Annotated in this window: 17 protein-coding genes and 1 pseudogene; 5 read left to right on the forward strand and 13 right to left on the reverse strand. The window is 69.5% G+C overall.

Annotated features, from left to right (window positions below):
- Positions 1-7: 7 nt before the first annotated feature.
- The 7 genes from pcaD to ACFV6H_RS31460 form a co-directional block, all read right to left on the reverse strand.
- Positions 8-787, reverse strand: a complete 780-nt coding sequence (gene pcaD, locus ACFV6H_RS31430) for a 3-oxoadipate enol-lactonase (RefSeq protein ID WP_385549048.1) — start codon at positions 785-787, stop codon at positions 8-10.
- The gene (gene pcaB / locus ACFV6H_RS31435; RefSeq protein ID WP_385549051.1) at positions 784-2,412 is read right to left on the reverse strand and encodes a 3-carboxy-cis,cis-muconate cycloisomerase; all 1,629 of its coding nucleotides are present in this window, start codon (positions 2,410-2,412) and stop codon (positions 784-786) included. Before pcaB ends, pcaD begins: the two co-directional genes overlap by 4 nt.
- Positions 2,369-2,962 carry a protocatechuate 3,4-dioxygenase subunit alpha gene (gene pcaG / locus ACFV6H_RS31440; protein WP_385549054.1) on the reverse strand — a complete coding sequence of 198 codons (594 nt, stop codon included), beginning with the start codon at positions 2,960-2,962 and terminating at the stop codon, positions 2,369-2,371. Before pcaG ends, pcaB begins: the two co-directional genes overlap by 44 nt.
- Positions 2,959-3,735, reverse strand: coding sequence for a protocatechuate 3,4-dioxygenase subunit beta (pcaH, locus tag ACFV6H_RS31445; RefSeq protein WP_385549276.1), 777 nt, complete (start codon positions 3,733-3,735; stop codon positions 2,959-2,961). The genes pcaG and pcaH overlap by 4 nt, the downstream gene beginning before the upstream one ends.
- 100 nt (positions 3,736-3,835) lie before the next feature.
- Positions 3,836-5,026, reverse strand: a complete 1,191-nt coding sequence (locus tag ACFV6H_RS31450) for a thiolase family protein (RefSeq protein WP_385549057.1) — start codon at positions 5,024-5,026, stop codon at positions 3,836-3,838.
- A 17-nt stretch (positions 5,027-5,043) separates the two neighbouring features.
- Positions 5,044-5,727 (reverse strand): CoA transferase subunit B, encoded by a 684-nt coding sequence (locus ACFV6H_RS31455; RefSeq protein WP_385549060.1) that lies wholly within the window; start codon positions 5,725-5,727, stop codon positions 5,044-5,046.
- Positions 5,727-6,482, reverse strand: coding sequence for a CoA transferase subunit A (locus ACFV6H_RS31460; RefSeq protein WP_385549063.1), 756 nt, complete (start codon positions 6,480-6,482; stop codon positions 5,727-5,729). Before ACFV6H_RS31460 ends, ACFV6H_RS31455 begins: the two co-directional genes overlap by 1 nt.
- A 146-nt stretch (positions 6,483-6,628) precedes the next feature.
- Between ACFV6H_RS31460 and ACFV6H_RS31465 the strand changes: the two genes are divergently transcribed.
- The gene (locus ACFV6H_RS31465; RefSeq protein ID WP_385549279.1) at positions 6,629-8,338 is read left to right on the forward strand and encodes an IclR family transcriptional regulator C-terminal domain-containing protein; all 1,710 of its coding nucleotides are present in this window, start codon (positions 6,629-6,631) and stop codon (positions 8,336-8,338) included.
- 90 nt (positions 8,339-8,428) lie between these two features.
- On the opposite strand, the gene ACFV6H_RS31470 is transcribed toward ACFV6H_RS31465, so the two are convergent.
- From ACFV6H_RS31470 to ACFV6H_RS31495, 6 genes are all read right to left on the reverse strand, one after another.
- Positions 8,429-9,307: a peptidoglycan-binding protein gene (locus ACFV6H_RS31470; protein WP_385549066.1), complete on the reverse strand. Its 879-nt coding sequence runs from the start codon at positions 9,305-9,307 to the stop codon at positions 8,429-8,431.
- A gap of 141 nt (positions 9,308-9,448) precedes the next feature.
- Complete coding sequence (locus ACFV6H_RS31475) at positions 9,449-9,790, reverse strand: hypothetical protein (RefSeq protein ID WP_385549069.1); 342 nt, start codon at positions 9,788-9,790, stop codon at positions 9,449-9,451.
- Positions 9,791-9,824: 34 nt separating this feature from the next.
- Positions 9,825-11,555 carry a cytochrome c oxidase subunit I gene (gene ctaD, locus ACFV6H_RS31480; RefSeq protein WP_384978424.1) on the reverse strand — a complete coding sequence of 577 codons (1,731 nt, stop codon included), beginning with the start codon at positions 11,553-11,555 and terminating at the stop codon, positions 9,825-9,827.
- The gene (locus ACFV6H_RS31485; RefSeq protein ID WP_385549072.1) at positions 11,552-11,719 is read right to left on the reverse strand and encodes a hypothetical protein; all 168 of its coding nucleotides are present in this window, start codon (positions 11,717-11,719) and stop codon (positions 11,552-11,554) included. The genes ctaD and ACFV6H_RS31485 overlap by 4 nt, the downstream gene beginning before the upstream one ends.
- Positions 11,720-11,782: 63 nt before the next feature.
- On the reverse strand, positions 11,783-16,120 hold the full coding sequence (locus tag ACFV6H_RS31490) for a trypsin-like peptidase domain-containing protein (protein WP_385549075.1): 4,338 nt from the start codon (positions 16,118-16,120) through the stop codon (positions 11,783-11,785).
- A gap of 62 nt (positions 16,121-16,182) precedes the next feature.
- Entirely contained in the window at positions 16,183-16,512 is a 330-nt protein-coding gene (locus ACFV6H_RS31495; protein WP_385549078.1) for a CU044_2847 family protein, read from the reverse strand.
- A gap of 309 nt (positions 16,513-16,821) precedes the next feature.
- On the opposite strand from ACFV6H_RS31495, the pseudogene ACFV6H_RS31500 reads away from it, so the two are divergent.
- The 4 genes and pseudogenes from ACFV6H_RS31500 to ACFV6H_RS31515 form a co-directional block, all read left to right on the forward strand.
- Positions 16,822-17,265 (forward strand): annotated as a pseudogene (locus ACFV6H_RS31500) (SPW repeat protein); the annotation flags it as partial.
- A gap of 510 nt (positions 17,266-17,775) precedes the next feature.
- Positions 17,776-19,011: an NAD(P)/FAD-dependent oxidoreductase gene (locus ACFV6H_RS31505; protein WP_385549081.1), complete on the forward strand. Its 1,236-nt coding sequence runs from the start codon at positions 17,776-17,778 to the stop codon at positions 19,009-19,011.
- A gap of 50 nt (positions 19,012-19,061) precedes the next feature.
- Positions 19,062-19,262 carry a hypothetical protein gene (locus tag ACFV6H_RS31510; protein ID WP_385549084.1) on the forward strand — a complete coding sequence of 67 codons (201 nt, stop codon included), beginning with the start codon at positions 19,062-19,064 and terminating at the stop codon, positions 19,260-19,262.
- Between the two features lie 42 nt (positions 19,263-19,304).
- The gene (locus tag ACFV6H_RS31515) at positions 19,305-20,528 is read left to right on the forward strand and encodes an SRPBCC family protein (protein WP_385549087.1); all 1,224 of its coding nucleotides are present in this window, start codon (positions 19,305-19,307) and stop codon (positions 20,526-20,528) included.

Raw genomic sequence — 20,528 nt, forward strand, 5'->3', positions numbered from 1 at the left:
GTCCGCGTCAGACCGTTCCGTGGCCCGGCCGGCCGAGATGGGCCAGCAGGGCGTCGAGCACGGCGCGCGGTTGCTCGACACCCGCGAGATGGGCGGCGTGCGGCAGTTCGACGAGCCGTGCCTCGGGGATACCGTCGGCGAGCTCACGGGCGTGCGCGGGTGGTGTGGCCGGATCGTCACGGCCGGCGACGACCAGCGTCGGCGCGCCGATCCGGGCGAGTTCGTCCCGTAGATCGAGCGCGGCGAGCACCTCGCAGCAGACGGCGTATCCCTCGGGATCGACGGAACGGTGATCGGCGACCAGCGCCGCCACGGCCTCGGCCGTGAAGTCCGGCGTGAACCAGCGCGCGGGCGCGGTGGCGGCCAGCGGCCCGGTGCCCTCCGCGCGGACCTTCTCGGCGCGCTCCCGCCATGGCCCGGGACCGCCGAAGTGCGCCGAGGAGCAGACCAGGGCGAGCGAGGTGACACGCCGAGGACGGCGCGCGGCGAGCCAGGTGCCGACCGCGCCGCCCAGCGAGATGCCCGCGTACGCGAAGGTCTCCGCGCCGAGCGAGTCGGCGAGGTCCAGTACGAGACGCCCGAGGCCGGCCACGGTCGAACCGGCCGGGAGCAGTGCGGCGGAGGAGCGGCCATGGCCGGGCAGATCCCAGCGCACCACCCGGAACCGCTGTGCGAGGGCGGGCGCCTGTGGCTCCCAGACGGCGAGCGAGGTGCCGAGTGAGGGACCGAGGATCAGCACCGGCGCGTCGGCCGGGCCCTCGGCGCGATGGTGGAGCAGCGGAGTCATGGCAGATCCTGACCGTGGTCCTGACGGGAGTCCCGGTCGGAGGCCAGGTCGCGGTCCCGGCCGGATTCCTGCCCGGAGTCCCGGCCGAAGTCCTCGCCGGGGTCCAGGTCGGTCGGGCGCCGAGCCGGGCCCCGGGCCGGGCGCGGACGGCGTCGTAGCGCGCGGTCGGTGAGCGCGGCGGCGGAGCCGAGAGAGCCTGCCGGATCGGTGAGTTCACGCAGGCTTTCGGCCGGGAGCAGCGCGCTCAGCTCCGGATCCTCCGCCAGCGTCCGGGCCAGGTCGATGCCCTGCTCCATGGCGCGCCGGGACGCGGTGGCCAGCAGCCGCGCCGCGGCCTCACGGCCGAGCAGTGGAGTGAGCCGGGCGGCGAGCCGCTCGGTGAGCAGCAGACCGCCGGTCAGGTCCAGATCCGTACGCATCCGGTCAGGGAAGACCCGTAGTCCGGTACAGAGCCCGGCCGCCATCTCGGCCGCACCGCCGGTCAGCCGCAGCGCGTCCAGCAGAGGTCCCCACTCGGCGTGCCAGGCCCCGGCCGGGCGCTCGTCCTCGGCGGCCATGGAACCGAAGAGGACGGCCGCGAGCGCGGGTACCTGGCGCGCGGCGGAGGCGATCAGAGCCGCCCGTACGGGATTGCGCTTGTGCGGCATGGCGGAGGAGGCGCCGCCCGTTCCCTCGGCGAGCTCGCCGATCTCGGTGCGCGAGAGCGTCAGCACATCGGCGGCGATCTTTCCCAGGGCGCCCGCGCAGAAGGCGAGCGCGCCGCCGAGGTCGGCGATCGGCGTACGCAGCACATGCCAGGGCAGCGGCGGCTCGGCGAGGCCCAGCTCCCGGGCGAAGGCCGCTGCCAGCGCCAGCCCCACATCACCGTCCCGGGCCCGCTCCCGGACCTGGCCCGCGTCCCGCTCCCGGGCCTGTTCCGCGTCCCGGTCCGCCGCCGCGCCTTCGGCGTGATGCGCCTCGAAGGCATGGAAGGCCGCGAGTGTGCCCGCCGCGCCGCCGAGCTGCGCGGGCAGCGAGGACCGGACGGCCGAGAGCCGGTCGTGCGCGTCGAGCAGCAGGGACCGCCAACCCGCCGCCTTCAGCCCGAAGGTGGTGGGCACCGCGTGCTGGGTGAGCGTACGTCCGGGCATCGGCGTGTCACGGTGCTCGGCCGCCAGCGCGCCGAGCGCCTCGGCGCTCCGCTCCAGATCGGCGGTGATCAGATCCAGTGTTCTCGCGGCGACCAGCATCAGCGCGGTGTCCACGATGTCCTGGCTGGTGGCGCCGCGGTGGACGAACTCGGCGTCCTCCGGCTCCCGTTCGGCCACCGCCCGGGTGAGATCGGCGACCAGTGGGATGACCGGATTACCGCCGGCCCGGCCGCGCAGGGCCAGCGAGCGTACGTCGAACCAGTCGGCGCGGGCCGCCTCGGTGACCGTCCGTGCCGCGCGGCCGGTGGCGAGTCCCACGGCGGCCTGGGCCCGGGTCAGCGCGGCCTCGGCGTCGAGCATCGCCCGCAGGATCGCCGGATCGCCGGTGGCCGTCTCGGCGGCGGTACCGGCCCGTACCGGCGCCAGCAGCCCGGCGCCGTCCGCGTATCGCTCACCGTCCGGAGGCGTCGCGGCCGTCGAAGCTGTCGAAGTCAAGGAAGACCGTCTCCTTCTCGCCCTGTAGCCGGATGTCGAAGCGGTGGAGCCGCTCGGCCTCCTGATAGGTGATCAGCGTGGCACGGCGCTCCTCCGGCAGCGCGGACAGCAGCGTGTCGGAGTCCGGAGCGGCCAGATAGGCGCGGGTGAAGAGATGGTGCGTCAGCCCGCGCGCGAAGACGCACACCGACAGATAGGGCCGGTCCGCCGGAGGTGCGAGCGTACGGACCGCCCAGTGGCCGTCCGCGTCGGTGGCCACCCGGGCGAAGCCGGTGAAGTCAACGCCGTTGCGGCCGAGGAAGCCGCCGGTGACCGGATCGCGGCGGAGCGATCCCGGGCGCCCGGCGAGCGAGCCGTCAGGAGCGGCCTGCCAGGTCTCCAGGAGCGCGTCGGGCACCGGGACGCCGTCGCCGTCGTACACATATCCGTACACGGTGAGCGTGTCCGGATGCCCGGCGGGTGCCACCCGGCCACCGTCCGGGAAGGGCAGGGCATAGCCGTAGAACGGGCCGATGGTCTGCGAGGGCGTGGGCGTGGGCCGCGGTGTCATTGGTCCGCACCTTCCTGACGGGGCTCGGGCAGCGTGGCGGCCGGACCGTCGAGCACGATGTCCCAGCGGTAGCCGAGCGAGAACTCCGGGCTGGACAGCTCGTGGTCGTACGCGGCGACCAGCCGGGCCCGCGCGGCCGGATCGGTGACGGACTGGAGGATCGGGTCGTACGGGAAGAGCGGATCACCGGGAAAATACATCTGTGTCACCAGCCGCTGGGTGAAGGCCGTACCGAAGAGCGAGAAGTGGATGTGCGCGGGCCGCCAGGCGTTGCGGTGATTGCGCCAGGGATACGCGCCGGGCTTGACGGTGGTGAATCCGTAGCTTCCCTGATCATCCGTCAGACACCGTCCCACACCGGTGAAATGAGGATCCAGCGGCGCGGGATGCTGGTCGCGCAGATGCGCGTACCGGCCCGAGGCATTGGCCTGCCAGATCTCGACGAGCTGATGGCGTACGGGCCGTCCGGCCCGGTCCAGCACCCGCCCGGTGACGGTGATCCGCTCGCCGAGCGGCTCGCCCTGGTGCCGCCGGGTGAGATCCGCGTCGAGTTCGGTGACATCGGTGACGCCGAAGACGGGCCCGTACAGCTCGGCGGCCTCCGGGTCTCCGCCCACCGGGACCAGCGGCTGTTTGGGATGGCGCAGCAGACTGCTGCGGTACGGAGCGAAGTCACGGGCGGGATGCGAGGGCGGAGTCCCGCCGTCGGCCACGGCCTTGGCCACCGCCTCGTGGGCCGCGGCGATCTCCGCGCTGATATGACGCTGTGTCAGAAGTACGGAGCCGTCGGGAGTCCTGGAGCGTTCGGTGGTCTCGAAGCGCGCGGTGGTCTCGGAGCTGTCGCGTGTCTCAGAAGTCTCGGGGATCACGGAATCACCTTTCGAGTACCAGGGCCATGCCCTGCCCGACGCCGATGCACAGGGTGGCGAGGCCGGTGCCGGAGCCCGCGGCGGCGAGCTGATGGGCGACGGCTCCGGTGATCCGGGCGCCGGAGGCACCGAGCGGATGGCCGAGGGCGATGGCGCCACCGCGCGGATTGACCACCGCCGGATCCAGTCCCGGCCACTGGCCGAGACAGGCGAGCGCCTGCGCGGCGAACGCCTCGTTGAGTTCCAGCATCCGTACATCGGCGAGATCGCGGCCCGCCTTCTTCAGCGCGCGCTCCACGGCCTCCACCGGTCCCGCGCCGAAGTACTGCGGCTCGATACCGGTGACGGCCGAGGCGCCGATACGGGCCAGCGGCTCGCGTCCGGTCGCCCGCAGCCCGTCCTCGTCGGTGAGCAGCAGGGCCGCCGCGCCGTCGTTGAGCGGCGAGGAGTTTCCCGCGGTGACGGTACCGCCCTCGCGGAACACAGGCTTCAGCCCGGCCAGCGCCCGGTCCGAGGTGTCGTCCCTGATGGACTCGTCACGCGCCGACACGATCCCGTCGACCGGCACGGTCTCGCCGTCGTACAGCCCGTCCCGCCAGGCCCGCGCGGCCTTCTGATGGCTGGCCAGCGCGAAGGCGTCCTGGGCGGTGCGGTCGATACCGTACCGGTCGGCGACCAGTTCGGCGCCCTCGCCGAGCGGGACCGTCCACTCCTCGGGCATCCGCGGGTTGACCATCCGCCAGCCCAGCGTGGTCGAGTACATCTGCTGATGCCCGGCCGGGAGCGCGCGCTCCGGCTTGGGCACCACCCAGGGCGCGCGGCTCATCGACTCGACACCGCCCGCCACGGCGATCGAGGCATCGCCGACCGCGATGGCGCGCGCCGCCTGGATCACCGCCTCCATACCGGAGCCGCAGAGCCGGTTGACGGTCGTGCCGGGCACGGTGACCGGCAGCCCGGCGAGCAGGACGGCCATCCGCGCGACATCGCGGTTCTCCTCGCCGGCGCCATTGGCGTTGCCGAGGAAGACATCGTCGATCCGGGCCGGATCGAGACCGGGCGTACGGGCCACCAGGGCGCGCAGCACTCCGGCGGCCAGATCGTCGGGACGTACACCGCTCAGCGCGCCGCCGTACCGGCCGATCGGGGTCCGTACGGCGTCGACCACGTATACGTCACGCGGGCGGTCGGACATGTCTGCTCCGTGAGTTGTCAGCCGCTGACGGCGGGGGAGAGGGCGGCGGGAGAAGGGACGACGGCGGGAGAAGGGATACGGACGGGCGCGGCCGTCCTCGCCCGTACCTCCTCGGGAGTGACACCGGGAGCGGTCTCCACAAGGACCAGGCCCTCCTCGGTGATGTCGAGGACCGCCAGATCGGTGATGACGCGGTGGACGCACGCCCGGCCGGTGAGCGGCAGGGTGCACTCCTGGACGATCTTCGGCGAGCCGTCCTTGGCCGTGTGGTCCGTCAGGACGATCACCCGGCGGGCGCCATGGATCAGGTCCATGGCTCCGCCCATCCCACGGATCATCCGGCCGGGAACGGACCAGTTGGCGAGGTCGCCGCCCGCCGACACCTGCATGGCGCCCAGCACCGCGATGTCGATATGGCCGCCGCGGATCATCCCGAAGGAGAGCGCGGAGTCGAAGTACGCGGCGCCCGGGAGCGCGGTGACCGTCTCCTTGCCCGCGTTGATCAGATCGGGATCGACCGCGTCCGGTGCCGGATAAGGGCCGACGCCCAGGAGTCCGTTCTCCGAGTGGAGGACGACATCGACGCCCTCGGGAAGAAATCCGGGGATGAGCGTGGGCAGCCCGATCCCGAGATTCACATAGGAACCGTCGGTCAGCTCGGCCGCCGCGCGTGCGGCCATCTCTCCGTGCGTCCAGGCCATCAGAGCCTCACCGTCCGCTTCTCCACACGCTTGGCGCGGGCCTGCCCGGGAGTGAGCGGCACCACGCGCTGGACGAACACACCGGGCAGATGGACGGCGTCGGGATCCAGCTCGCCCGGTTCGAGCAGCTCCTCCACCTCGGCGATCGTCACGCGCCCGGCCATCGCGGCGAGCGGATTGAAGTTGCGGGCGGCCTTGTTGAAGACGAGATTGCCGTGCCGGTCGCCCTTGGCCGCCCGTACGAGCGTGAAGTCGGTGGTGATCCCGTACTCCAGGACGTACTCGCGCCCGTCGAACACCCGGACCTCCTTGGCCGGTGAGCGCAGGGCCACCGAGCCGTCCCGGGCATAGCGCCAGGGCAGTCCGCCGTCCGCGACCTGGGTGCCCACACCGGCCGGTGTGTAGAAGGCGGGAATGCCGCAGCCGCCGGCCCGCAGCCGCTCGGCGAGCGTGCCTTGAGGCACCAGCTCGACCTCCAGCTCGCCGCCGAGGTACTGACGGGCGAACTCCTTGTTCTCGCCGATGTACGAGCCGATGACACGGGCGATCCGGCCCTCCGCGAGCAGTACGCCGAGGCCCTCGCCGTCCACTCCGCAGTTGTTGGAGACCACCCGCAGCCCGCCCACGCCTTGTGCGTGCACCGCCTCGATCAGTGTGCCGGGCACTCCGCTCAACCCGAAGCCGCCGACGGCGAGCGAGGCGTGGTCCGCGATGTCGTCGACCGCCTCGGCCGCGGTCTGCCGGACTTTGTCCATGGCGGGACGATTCCTTTCGTTCGCCAGATGAACTACAGTTCATTATCTGCTCGCCCTGAGTGTGCGTGTGCCGGGCATGTGTGTCAACGCCCTGCGGGTGAGTACCGCCGATTCCGTACCGGGGAGCCGAAGAGCCGATGACCGCCATGACGCCCGCCGATTCCGCGGTGCCCGCCGGGGCCGTTGTGCCTACCGAGGCCGTGGGTCCGCTGATGCGTGGGATCGCCGTACTGCGGGAGATCAGCGACGCGGGCGGCCGGGCGAGCCTGAGCGATCTCGTCCGTACGACCGGTCTCGCCCGCTCCACCGCCGACCGGATCGCCGCCACGCTCGCGCGCATGGGATATCTCCGGCTGGACGGCCACTCCGCCGTCCTGACTCCACGTCTGATGGAGCTGGGCAACGCCTATCTGGCCTCGCTCCGCCTTCCCGGACTGCTCGGTCCGCTCGCCGAACAACTCGCCGAGGAACTGGACGAGTCGGTCTCGCTGGCCGTGCCCGACCGCGACGGCATCCGCTTCGTACACCAGACGACGCGGCGCCGTGCCATGTCGCTGACCTTCCGTATCGGCGATCTGCTGCCGGCCGAACGCACCGCTCCCGGGCCGCTGTTCGCCGCCGACTGGGACGAGCGCGCGTGGGTACGGTGGCGCGAGCGGCGGGCGGCCGATCCCGAGGACCGCGGATTTCCCGCCGTGCCACCGCGAGGTCCCGACGGCGGCGGTCCTGACGGTGGTTCTGACGGCGACGGTCCCGACGACGGCGAGGCCGGCTTCGAAACGCGTACGGCGCAGGCGGCCGAGCAGGGCTGGGCGCTGGACGACCAGCTCATCGAGCCGGGACTGATCGCGCTCGCCGTGCCCGTACGCGGACCGGACGGTTCTGTCCTGTGCGCCGTCAGCGCGGTCAGCCACACCAGCCGGCACAGCGCCGACTCGCTGCGCCGGGCGCTGCTGCCACGGGTACGCGAGGCCGTGGCCGCCATGGAACGGGCGCTGCGCGAGGCCCGCACGGCTCCGGCGGCGGCTCCGGCCGGGCTCGCCGACTGGACCACCGCCTCCAAGCAGCAACTCGGTGCGGAGTTCCTGGAGTCCCTGGCCCGGGGCCTCACCGTACTGACCGCCTTCGGCGAGGGCCGGGCGGAGCTGACGCTCTCCGCCGTCGCCGAGGCCACCGGACTCGCCAGGGCGACCGCCCGGCGCGCCCTGATCACCTTCGAACATCTCGGCTATGTCAGCGCGCGGGACCGGACCTTCCGGCTCACTCCGCGCGTGCTGGCACTCGGCTATCCGCCGCTCTCCCGCACCACACTGTCCGACATCGCCACACCGCATCTCGTCACGCTCGTCAAGAAGGTGCACGACTCCGCGTCGCTGGCGGTGCTCACCGGCGACGACATCCAGTACACGGCGCGCGTCGCCACCGGCCGTGTCATGAGCGTCAACATCACACTGGGCACCCGCTTTCCGGCCTACGCGGCCTCGATGGGCCGGGTGCTGCTCGCCGATCTGGCACCGGCGGAGCGCGTCGCCCGGCTCGCCCGCACCGAGCTAAGGGCCCTGACTCCGCGTACGGTCACCGGCCCTGCGGAGCTCGCCACGCTGCTGGAGCGGGTGGAACGGGAGGGATACGCCCTGGTCGACGAGGAGTTGGAGGAAGGGCTGCGCTCCCTCGCCGTACCGGTGCGCGACCGTACGGGACGTGCGGTGGCCGCGGTCAATGTCGCCATGCACAGCAGTCGCCGTAGCGTCGAGCGCTGTCTGAGGGAGGTGCTGCCCGAACTGCGTTGCACGGCCGAGGCGATCGAGGCGGACCTCCGTATCGCGGGCCGGTTCACCCGTATCCCGTCGGCCTGAGCGGCCCGCGGAAAGACGGATCCGCCGCACATTGCCCCGGGATCGACGGGCAGGGCGCGGCGGATCGTGTCCGGGCGGTGGGCCGGTGGATCAGACGTTGGGCACCTTCAGCTTGTCCCAGCTCGTTTTGCCGGGCGTGCCGTCGGCGTCACTGCCCGTATAGCCGAGCTTGCGCTGCCAGGCGGCGTACGACGTCCGGTCGGCGTCCGACCACGCCGGTCCTGGCCCGACCTCGTACCGTCCACAGCCCTCCGCCACCAGCCGTTTGCCCATCGCCGTGATGATCGCGCTGCGCCGGCCGACCGCGAAGAAGGCGGCTCCGGGGAACGGTTCGTAGGACGCCGGGGGCTTCGGCGGCTCGGTAGGAGTGGTGGGGGCGGCGGTGAGCCGGTCCTTGATGCGCTCGCGCATCGATTCCATGGTGAAGCCGCGCGGATCCACCTTCCCGGGCTGCCACTCCAAGTGTCCTATGACGGAGCGGTGACTCCAGCCGTGCGCACGGCATATGGCCGCCGCGGCCTTCTCGATCGCCTCCAACTGGGCGGCCGGCCAAGGGTCTTTGCCGTCGCCGAGATTGACGCACTCGAAGCCGTAGAAGTACTGATTGCCGTCGGTGTTGGCCTCGTTGTCGGCGGGCAGGGCCGACTCGTTGATCACCGCGCGCAGGACCTCGTCGTCGCCGAGCCCGGCGTGGTTGGCCCGTCCGTTGCCGACGAGATGGACCGAACCGTCCTTGGCGATCACTCCGTGGCAGAGCGGGCCCGGCAGCGTCGAGTGGCCGTTGTAGCAGAGCTCGACCGAACTCTCCGTGCCCGAGGTGACGGTGTGATGGATCATCACTCCGTGCAGTGGTCCCCACGGACCCTTGTGATTGCGGTTATGCGTACGCCAGCTCCGGTGCTCGACAACTTTCAGGCCCTCGTCGCGGAGAGCTTTGAGGAGTTTCGCGGCGGTCAGAGGCGTTGCCATGGTGGTGCTCCTTCCCAGGTGCGATGGGCCGATTCTGCCGCTCCCGGGCCGTCCCGCCACACCGACCACGCCGACAGCCGTGTCCAACAGCCGTGCCGGACAGGCGTACGCGTCGTCCGTACTCGTCGTCCGTACCTGTCGTCATCGGACGAGGAGCGTCACCGCCGCGCAGGCGCCGCTCGCCGTGCTCACCGCCAGAACGGCCGCCGCCACACAGCGTGTTCTGAGCCGCCGATAGCGCTCCGCGTACTCCTCGCGCAGTTCGGCGGCGCGCTCCGAGACATGGACGAGCGTCGCCCTGGACAGGGCCAACCGGTCGGCGACATAGGCGCGTTCCACGTCCTCACGTTGGGCCGTCGTCAGCCAGGGCAACTGCCCGGAGAAGCGCGATGCCCGGGTTCGGGCGTCCGCGACCTCCGCACTCCACAGGAGATAGCCTTCGAGCTGGACAAGACCGCGGGCGCTGTCCTGGTCGGGCTCCACGCGTTCCTCCTCGCTCTCACCTCTGGTTGTGTTCTCACCTCTGGTCGTCGCCGGGCGCCGCGGTCGTGGAGCCCGCACGCCGGTTCATGGCCTCGTCCAGCGTCCGGACGGCCGGGTAGTGCAGATCGAACGCCGGCGATTCCGAGCGGATCTTCGGCAGCGTGAGGAAGTTGTGCCGCGGCGGCGGACAGGACGTCGCCCACTCCAGGGAGCGCGCGTAACCCCAGGGATCGTCCTCCTCGATCTTCTTGCCGTACTTGGCGGTCTTCCAGACGTTGTAGAAGAACGGCAGCATCGACAGTCCGAGGACGAACGAGGCGATGGAGGAGACGGTGTTGAGCATGGTGAATCCGTCGGAGGCGAGATAGTCCGCGTAACGGCGCGGCATGCCCTCGGCGCCCAGCCAGTGCTGGACGAGGAAGGTGCCGTGGAAGCCGACGAAGAGCGTCCAGAAGGTGATCTTCCCGAGCCGCTCGTCCAGCATCTTGCCGGTGAACTTCGGCCACCAGAAGTGGAATCCGGCGAACATCGCGAACACCACGGTGCCGAAGACGACGTAGTGGAAGTGCGCGACCACGAAGTACGAGTCGGAGACATGGAAGTCCATTGGCGGCGACGCCAGCAGGACACCGGTGAGTCCGCCGAAGAGGAAGGTGACCAGGAAGCCGATCGACCAGAGCATCGGTGTCTCGAAGGAGAGCGAGCCGTGCCACATGGTGCCGATCCAGTTGAAGAACTTCACTCCGGTCGGCACCGCGATCAGGAAGGACATGAAGGAGAAGAACGGCAGCAGCACACCGCCGGTCACGAACATATGGTGCGCCCACACCGTGATGGACAGTCCCGCGATCGAGATGGTCGCACCCACCAGCCCGATATAGCCGAAGACCGGCTTACGGCTGAAGACGGGCAGGATCTCGGTCACGATGCCGAAGAACGGCAGGGCGATGATGTAGACCTCCGGATGGCCGAAGAACCAGAAGAGATGCTGCCAGAGCAGCGCTCCGCCGTTGGCCGGGTCGAAGACATGCGCGCCGAACTTACGGTCCGCCTCCAGGGCGAGCAGCGCGGCGGCCAGCACGGGAAAGGCGAACAGCACCAGCAGGGCGGTCAGCAGTACGTTCCAGGTGAAGATCGGCATCCGGAACATCGTCATGCCGGGCGCGCGCATACAGATGATCGTGGTGATGAAGTTGACCGAGCCGAGGATCGTACCGAAGCCGGAGAAGGCCAGTCCCATGATCCACAAGTCACCGCCGACGCCCGGCGAGTGGACTCCGTCGGTGAGCGGCGAGTAGGCGAACCAGCCGAAGTCCGCCGCGCCGTTGGGAGTGAGGAATCCCGCCACCACGATGAGCGAGCCGAAGAGATAGAGCCAGTACGCCAGGATGTTCAGCCGAGGGAAGGCGACATCGGGCGCGCCGATCTGGAGCGGCATGATCCAGTTGGTGAATCCGGCGAACAGCGGTGTCGCGAACATCAGCAGCATGATCGTGCCGTGAATGGTGAACGCCTGGTTGAACTGCTCGTGCGAGATGATCTGGATACCGGGACGGGCCAGTTCGGCGCGCATGAAGAGCGCCAGCACGCCCCCCATGATGAAGAATCCGAACGACGTGATCAGATAGAGCGTGCCGATCGTCTTATGATCGGTGGTGGTCAGCCATCCGACGATGACACTGCCCGGATGCTTGCGCCGTACCGGCACCTCGTTCTCATAGGCGTCCTCGGCCTTGGCCGACTCTTCCGTGCCTGTCGTCGTCACTGCAACGTTCCTCCGGTCAACGCCTGGGGTGGGGACTCGGCAAGCAGCATGGCGTCGCTTTCACCGGCGCGGCGCGACCGCTTCCTCTCCGGCGCGTCGTGCGGGCCGTCGGCGAACCCGTTGGAGGTACGTAATTCCCGGGCCACGGAGGCAAACCCGGTCATCGGTCCCGGCTCCTCTTCCGTCAGCCGCCGCGACATGACTTTCACCCGATAGGGCGGACGCCGCTATCCGCAGAGATCGCCCGGCCGGCTTCCCGCGGGCATCAGATTCCTCTCGCCGTCCGTCGGACCGCGGCCCGCGAACTCGCACATTCGCTTGAACCAGACCTCCGGGTCCAGCGGGACGATCCGGGCGTCCGAGCCGTCGATCTGGGCGTAGGTCTTCCCTTCCGCGTCGAAGTCGCCCATCGGCGCCCATCCCAGAGCGAAGCGGTATCGCACACTGCCCTTGTCCACGTCCCAGACGACGGCCTCATTGGTGGTGCTCTGGGTGAGCAGCTCCCGCGAGGAGGGAAAGCCGCCGAGCCAGGCCACGCCGTTGTAGGCCAGAACAGGCAGCCATGCGTCCTTCTCCAGGTCCCGGACCTGGACCTCACCGCCGCGCCGTACGACCGCGAGCCGCCGCCCTTCGGGGGCGAAGGTGATGTGTTTGATGAGGCCTCGTTCGTTGTTGATCGTGGTGACGCGCTCGCCTCGTGCGAAGTCCCAGACCACGAGATCGGAACCGGCGGTCTTCACCACGGCCTGCTCGTGTCCCGGCCGGGCGAGGCCCCAGGTTCCGGAGGCCTCGGCCGAGCGGTTGGGCTGCTCGGCGGCCTCCGGCCGGAACGCCGTGCCCGTCTGCTCGCCGCTCGACAGCTTCCACCGCGAGATGACTCCGGCGGACGAGACCACGACCGTGTCCTCGTCCCCGAACGAGATGTCCGTACCCGCCGGAGTGAGCGCCGTACGGGGATCGGGCCGGCCCGGATCGATCCCTTCGGGCGCAGGAAGACCGATCCGGCGGACCTCGCGCAGACCGGGCAGCTCCCAGACCAGGACGGCACGGCCGTCCGCGGTGCCGGTGACCATACGGGTGCCGTCCGGGCTGACGGCCGGATAGCCGCGTGGCAGCTCCTGTGAGGGCCGTACCGCCGCGAGCTGTCTGCGCGAGTCGAGATCCCACAGCCGCAGACCCAAGCCGTTCGCGTCCACCGTGACCACGCGTCGGTGGTCGGCGTCCACCAGATGCATCAGTCCGGTGAGCAGCGCCGTCTCCAGCTCGGACGGTGGAGGGACACGGGCGAGTACGACCGTACCGCCCACACCGACCGCGGCCCGCAGCGCACTCGGCGGTCCGGCGAACGCCACCGCGGGAAGCTGTACGGCGCCGGTGACCGCCGGATCGGCCGGAGCGGTCGCCGGGAGGTCCAGCACACTGCGCAGCCCGGTCCGCAGATCCAGCACCAGAAAGACGAAGTGGCCCAGCCTGCCGCCGTACCGCGTGGGATTGGCCAGCAGATAGCGGCCCGTGGCGTCGAGACGCGGGACGGTCAGCGGACACGCTCCGTTGACCTGGTACGGAGTGAACCGGTTGCGCAGCCGAGGTGTGCCCGTGATGTCCCAGACCTGGAGGACATTGTCCGCCGTACACCGTACGAGAGTGGTGCCGTCGCCGCTGACGGTGGCTCCGGCCGTCGCGGTGCCACCGCCCGGTGCCGGCCGGGCCTTTCCGGTCGTCAGCTCCCACACGGCCAGCCGCCCGTTCCTGCCGCCGTCGGCCGCCGTCTCCGCGCCCTCCTCGGCGAGACGGCCGACGACGGTGTTCCCGTCGCCGAACCATGCCTCCGCGATCTGCCATCCTCGCGGCGGGCGCAGCGTCTTGCCGATCCGGCTGCCGCCGTCCACGTCCCAGACCAGCACGCCTTCGCCGGGCAGTGTCGCGAGGACTTTGCGCCCGTCGCGGTCGAACCGCAGTGAGGTCGCTCCACGTGGATTGCGGAGCGCGTCGGCCGTGGAGCGCAGCACCACGCGCCGATTGTGCTCGTCCCTGGTGACGATCTGCCCGAAGCCGGTGGAGAGCACGGTCACGCGCCCGTCCGACGACATGGCCAGCTTGTCGGCATTGCCCTTGGCCAGCCGCAGTGGGGCTGTCGACTGCTGCCTCGAACGTACCGACAGCAAATCCCCCTGGGCGAGGTGTACGGCGAAGCGCTCGCCGTCGTCACTCATGAGGACGTCCTCGACCTCACCCCGCTCTTCGAGGACGACGCGTTCGACATTGCGCAGCCGCTGGTACTGCTCGATCAGCCCGCTCAGTGCCGCCGGCTCGGGCGCCGTGCGGTAGGCGGCGGCGTCGAGCAGCGCCGAGGCGACGAGGGAGGTGTCGTCCATCTGCTCGGCGGCAGTGGCGAGCTGGGCGGACGCGGCCCGGCGGAGCTGCTCGTCGAGCCGGTTGTTCTGCTCGTCGAGCTGGCCGTTCTGGACGAGGAACAGCACCGAGGCGACCAGCGCGAGCACCGTCGTCACGGCCAGCCCGATCGTGAAGTTCCGCTTCGCCCGGGCGCGCCGGCGGGCCTCGCGCTCCTCCGCCTCCCGCCGCTCCGTTCCCGCCCTGATGTACGCCAGCTCCTCGGCCGACATGTCGGCGCGGCGGGCCAGTGCCCAGGCCTCCGCGCTCCTCAGCTCCTCGCCGGCCGGCAACTGGTCCGAGGCACGGCCGTGTCCGGCCCAGCGGCCCAGGTCGAAGCGCAGTCCTTCCTGCCAGGCCCGGAACTCGCGGTCGGCCGACAGCCACTCCCGCAGCGGTTTCCACTCGCGGATCAGGGCCTCGTGCGCGAGGGCGGCCACCCGTGGCTGTCCCTCGTCCTGACGGATCACCACCAGCCGGTTGGGCGCCGCGGCGAGACGCTGGGCGATGGCGTCCAGCGCGGGCTCCAGTCGGCCGATCTCGGCGGGACGGGAGACAAAGGTGTCCGGCTCCGCCGGCCGGGCGAGCTGGACGAACAGCCGCTGGGCCAGCGCCCGGTCGCCGTCGGTCAGGGACCGCTCGTGGACCTGGTCCGCGTGCGCGGCCAGGGCGCCCGTCACACCGCCCAGCCGGTCGTAGGCGAGATGGGTGAGCAGGCCATGGCTCTGCTCGTCCCAGAGCCGGGTCAGTACGAACTCGACCAGCGGAAGCTGAGCGGCCGACTTGATCGCGTCCCGCACGATGCGTTCGTCCAGGCCGTCCTGGAAGGCGACGCCCAGCTGTTCGGCGGGCAGCCGTACCGCCTCGCGGAGCTGCTCGCGGCCCATGGGCGGCACGAGCACACTCGCATGCTCCAGAAGCTGGGCCGTCCCGACGGTCAGAAGCTGGTCCAGGGCGGCCGAGCGCAGCGTGAGCACCGCCCGGATGCCGTCCTGGCGTACGGAGTTGGCCGCGCCCGCGAGCGAGACGAGCAACTCCAGGAATTCACGGGCCTGTTCGGCCTCGCCCGCCACCAACTCCTCGTACTGGTCGACGAAGAGCAGCAGCCGGCCGGCCGTCGCCAGCAGCCGCTCGGCGAGGCTCGCGAGCTCCTCCGGCTCGTCGAGCAGACCGGCCAGCCGCCCGGCCGCCGAGAGACGTTCGACCTCGCCGAGATCCGGTTCGAGCAGCGGCAGCAGGGAGTTGGCCAGCATTCGGCGTGGCGGCTGTCCTGCCACCGGGCGCAGGGTGACCGTACGGACTCCGTCCGCGTGCAGTACGGGCAGCAGCCCGGCGTTCACCAGTGAGGACTTCCCGCTGCCGGACGGGCCCGCCACGACCACGACAGGATGGCGCGAGACGGCGGTCAGCAGCCGCGCCGACTCGCGCCCGCGCCCGTGGAAGACCTCCGCGTCCTGCTCACCGAACGCCTCCAGTCCGCGGTAGGGACATGGCGGCCGGAGTCCGTCGAAGTACTCGGGGATCTCCTCCCGCAGCACCTCGGACGGAATCAGATAGGAGACTCCCTGACCGCCGTCCTCCACCGCCACGGTCATCCCGACGACGGCACTCAGATCGCGGTCCCAGACCGGGGATCCGCTGAATCCCTGGGCGACACGTCCGCCGCCGCCCGCCGGCGCGTCCATCTGGACCCAGCCGAGGGCCTGTCCGTCCCGGAACTCCGCCGCGGCCCACTTGCCCTGGTCGGCCTTGCCGGGAAAACCGAACACCTGGGCGGTGTGGCCCCACAGATCCGGAGTGGTCACCAGCCGCAGCGGATGCGCTCCGCGCGGTGCCGGCCCGGGGAGCCGCAGAATCGCGATGTCACCGCGCTCGTCCGGCCGGATGGGCCGCCAGGCCACCACCTGGGCCGACGAGCCGGGCACCGTGTCACCGTTCTCCTCCTGGAGGAAGGGAAGGTCCAGCGGTACGGGCGTGTCGGGCGCCTCCTCGCTCCTGGCCGATATGCCCAGCGCCTTGGCCACGACATGCGCGCAGGTGCACACCAGCTCGGGGGAGATGAGGAAACCGGCGCCCGCGACCGTGCCATCACGGCCGCGGATACGGACCATCGCGGGGCCCACGATCGCCCCGACGGCACCACCGTCCAGAGGGATGCGCGTCAGGCGCTCCATCTCCACCCCGTTGTCACTCGCTCGTTGTCACTCGCTCCGGTCCGGCTGTCGCGGCCATGACACTATGTCAGCGTTTCGCTGTGCCACTCCAGATGCACGGTGAAATTGGCCTCGGTCGCGGCCTTCGCCACCACCACGCCCGCCTCGGCGGTGAGTTTGACACCGAAGTCCACGGCCACGGTGTCCGGCGGACGCGCGAGCTCGCGGACCTTCTCGACCATCACATCGAGCGCGGGCCGTACCCGGTCCAGGGCCTCCTGCAAGGTCTCGGCCACCGTGTGCACCTCGGCGCTCCCTCGGGCCGCCCTGGAGATCCCGCCGTCCTCGGTCCCGGTGATCTCCAAAGGGACCGAAGTCCCGTCCGCGAGCCGCAGTTCCCCCACGTACGACATGACCACTCCTCCGCTCGCGGCCGATCAGCCGTGGTCAAGGATCCAGCGAAATGATCCTGGAAGCAACGGAGTTGCGGTGCAGGTCCGGTGACGGACGCGACTCACTGCCACCGTCCAGTTGCCCTGTGTGCCTTTGGGTGGGCATGCCTGAGCAGTTCGGCTTTGTATACGTTCCGCTGAGCGGTGGTGACGATGGGTGTGAGCGCGCTTGCGTTTAACAAAATCCGACAAAGCGCGCAGAATGGACTGAGCGCGACCCGGTGTCGTGCATCGCGGTCAGACTTGCGGCGAACGAAGGAGGCGAGTCGTATGGCCGACGTCTCACATGCGAGGGGGGACCTTGCCGGTCATCCCGATGTCCCCGAGATGCAGGAGCGTTACGCGCGCATGCTCGGTGGGCGCGATGTGGCACTCGTGGACGGACCGGTGTTTCTCGTCGGTCTGTACTGCGCGCTGTCACCGTGGATCCTGCACTTCTCGAACACTCAGCGGTCGCTGGCGATCCACAACCTGATCATCGGCATCGCGATCGTCGTGCTGGCACTCGGCTTCACCAGGGCGCCGGCCAGGATGTACGGGCTGAGCTGGGCCATGTGCCTCCTGGGAGTGTGGCTGATCGTGTCTCCATGGGTCGTGAGCAGCTCCATCGGTCCCGACAAGGGCATCATCTGGAGCAATGTCGTCATCGGCGCCCTCACCTTCCTGCTCGGTCTGCTGTGCGCGGCTGCGGCGATGAAGAGCGGGAAACGCCGGTTCGGCACCACGGAGGAGACCCGGCTCGGGCCCACACAGGAGAGCCGGCTCGGGCCCACGCAAACGAGGCCCACGCAACCGAAATGAGGTGACCGGCACATACGGCCCGTGCGGTCCGAGGCCGGTGACTTCTGTACCGGGCTGACCGGCACCGGGCTGACCGGCCTGACCCAGGCCGAAGTGGACACAGGTCTCGGCATCGCCGAGGCCTGTCGTCTGCTCGCGGTGGGTCACGCCCGGTGGGTCACGCCGACTCACACCGGCCGGCGGACGTAATGCGGCCGAAACGCGATCTCTCTGAGTGATCTCTTGCTGATCTTTTGCTGATCTCCGGCCTATGGCGACTTCGGAGCCGATGACGCGAGTAGAAACGGAAGATCTACTTCCGAATATCCAAGGTAAAGGGGAGCTTTAACCTCCGCTTACCTGCTCTTGACTCTTGGCCGGGCTCTTCTCTAGCCTCCTTGACGTCGACTTCACGCCAGTGTGTGCGGCCATCGGGAGAGAACAATGTATGACGTCATTGTTGTCGGCGCGCGCTGCGCCGGATCGCCTGTCGCAATGCTTCTGGCCCGCCAAGGCCACCGAGTTCTCATGGTTGACCGTTCTCTGTTTCCCAGCGATACGGTCTCGACGCACTACATACATCAAGCGGGGCTCTCCAGACTTCAGGACTGGGGATTGCTGGACGAAGTCGTCGGAGCGAAGACTCCCGCGATCCGGAAGATGAATTTCAGCTACCGGGGAATCGATCTGATCGGGTTCGCCGATCCCATCGACGGAATTGACGCGGTGTACTGCCCGCGCCGGACCGTTCTCGACGAGATCCTGGTGAACGCCGCCCGCCGGGCCGGCGCCGAGGTCATCGAAGGGTTCACCGTCTCCGACGTGGTCATGTCCGAGGGCCGGGTCGCGGGCATCCGTGGCCGCGAGGGCGACGGACCGGAGCGCGAGTTCCGGGCGACCGTCGTCGTGGGCGCGGACGGCTTCCACTCCACCGTCGCCAGAGCGGTGGGCGCCGAGCTGTACGACGTACGGCCCGCCGCCGGCTTCATCTACTACTCGTACTTCAGCGGGCTCGACTGGGGCCTGAACCACAGGACCGGCTTCAACGAGGGCTGGATCGGCACCTGGCCGACCAACGGCGATGTCACCATGCTGGCCACCATCTGCACTCGCCGCAGGCTCAAGGAGTTCCGCCAGGACGTGGACAACCAGTTCCAGGCGGTCTTCGACGACGTCGTACCGGAGCTGGGCGCGCAACTGCGCGACCAGGGCACGCGCGAGGAGCCCTTCCGGCCGATGCGCTACCCGGACAACTACCGCCGCCGCGCGTACGGGCCGGGCTGGGCGCTGGTGGGAGACGCCGGCTACCACAAGGATCCGTTCACCGGATGGGGCATCACTGACGCGTTTCTACACGCGGAGATACTCGCCGGCCGAATCCACCAGGGACTCGCCGCGGAGCGCCCGATGGAGGAGGCGCTCGCCGAATACAACCAGGTGCGCGACGAGGAGAGCGAAGGCGTCTACAACTTCACCACCACCCTCGCGGAACTCACCCCGCTGCCGCCGTTCTTCGAAGCGACGATGAGCGCCATGAGCGCCAGTCAGGAATGGACCGACAAAATGCTCGGCCTGATCGCCGGCGGTGTCGAGGACCATGAGATCTACGCGCCGGAGAATCTGACACGGCTTTACGACGATGCCGGTGTGCCGGAGGAGAAGCGGATCTACGAACCCTGATCCGCCGTCTGCCATCCGTTCCGTCGATTCGCTTCCATGGATTCACCTCCGTGGACGCGGACTTTACCTTCCGTGGATTCAGATCCATCGATTCCGATCCGCCGAAACAGGGCGATCGTCATGTGATTGCCATGGAGTCGCCACGCGATGTCCACGCCGCCACGCGTGGTGATCGCGTGGCCGATTCATGGCTGAAAGCTGCCACGACAGCTCAGCTCAGCTCACGCAATCCGGTGGTCCGTCACCGCTGACACCGCCGACCCGATGCCATTTCACCGCGGGGAGCCATGGGGATGACGCGCGCGTCCAGCATGTTCGATCTCATTGACGAGCAGGATGAGGAACGGCCCTACTTCGAGACGGGCGGGGTCGGCAGGTCGCATGAGTTCTACACCGGTGAGGAGCAGCACCGGCGGGAGATGGCACGTATCTACGGACGGCGCTGGCTCCCGGTGGACCATGTGTCCCGGCTGAAGGAGAAGGGCGCGTACAGCACGCTCAACATCGGTACGGGATCGGTCCTGCTGATGCACGGTGACAACGGCATCCAGGCCTATCACAACTACTGCCGGCACCGCGGCTACAAACTCGTGGAGGAGGCGACCGGCAAGCGGCAGAGTGTGGTGTGTCTTTACCACTGCTGGGTGTACGACCGAAATGGCCGGCTCAAGAGCCTCAACGGCACCTACTTCGACCACTTCTTCGAGAAGGAGAAGAACGGTCTCGTACCCATAAGGACCGAGATCCGGTACGGCGTCGTCTTCATCGCCTTCTCCGACGACGCGCCCGATCTCGACGCCTCACTCGGCCAGTTCGGCGAGTTCGCACGCGTCTACGAGCTGGCGGAGCTGGAGTGTGTCCAGGCGAAGGACTATCCGGTCGCCTCGAACTGGAAACTCGTGGCGCACAACGTCAACGAGAGCTTGCACTTTCCCACCGCGCACAAGGATCTGCACCGCATCACCGACTTCGACGACGCGGGCACCTATGACCTCAAGGGCGACATCGTCGGAGCGTGGCAGTCGATCCGCAAGGGCTACAACTCGGTCTCCATGACCGGCCGCAGCGGCCGTTCCCCGATGCCGCTGGTGCCCGAGGCCGACCGGCAGAAGATCAACTGGATCACCATCCTGCCGAATTTGCTCTTCGGGTTCACCGCCGACTACGTGATGATGCAGTGGGTGTGGCCGGAGAGCCCAGGTACGTGTTTTGTCCGCCACTTCTGGCTGTTCCACCCGTCCGAGACCGCGCGCGGTGACTTCTCGCACGAAGCGGTGTTCGCGCTGTGGGACAAGGCGAACTACGAGGACTGGGAACTGTGCGAGCGCACGCACCGCGGACTGTCGAACCCGATGTGGGCGCCGGGCCAGCTCTCACTGGACGAGGAGGTCGTCTCCCAGATCGACGCCTGGGTGGCCGAGGAGACATCGGAGACGTCGGACGCGGTGGAGATGGCGGAGACGGCGGAGACAGCCGAGTCCGTGAAGGCGCCGGGATCCGCCGGGACCGAGGGATGA

It is taken from the genome of Streptomyces sp. NPDC059743 (genome assembly GCF_042732975.1).
Lineage (GTDB): Bacteria > Actinomycetota > Actinomycetes > Streptomycetales > Streptomycetaceae > Streptomyces.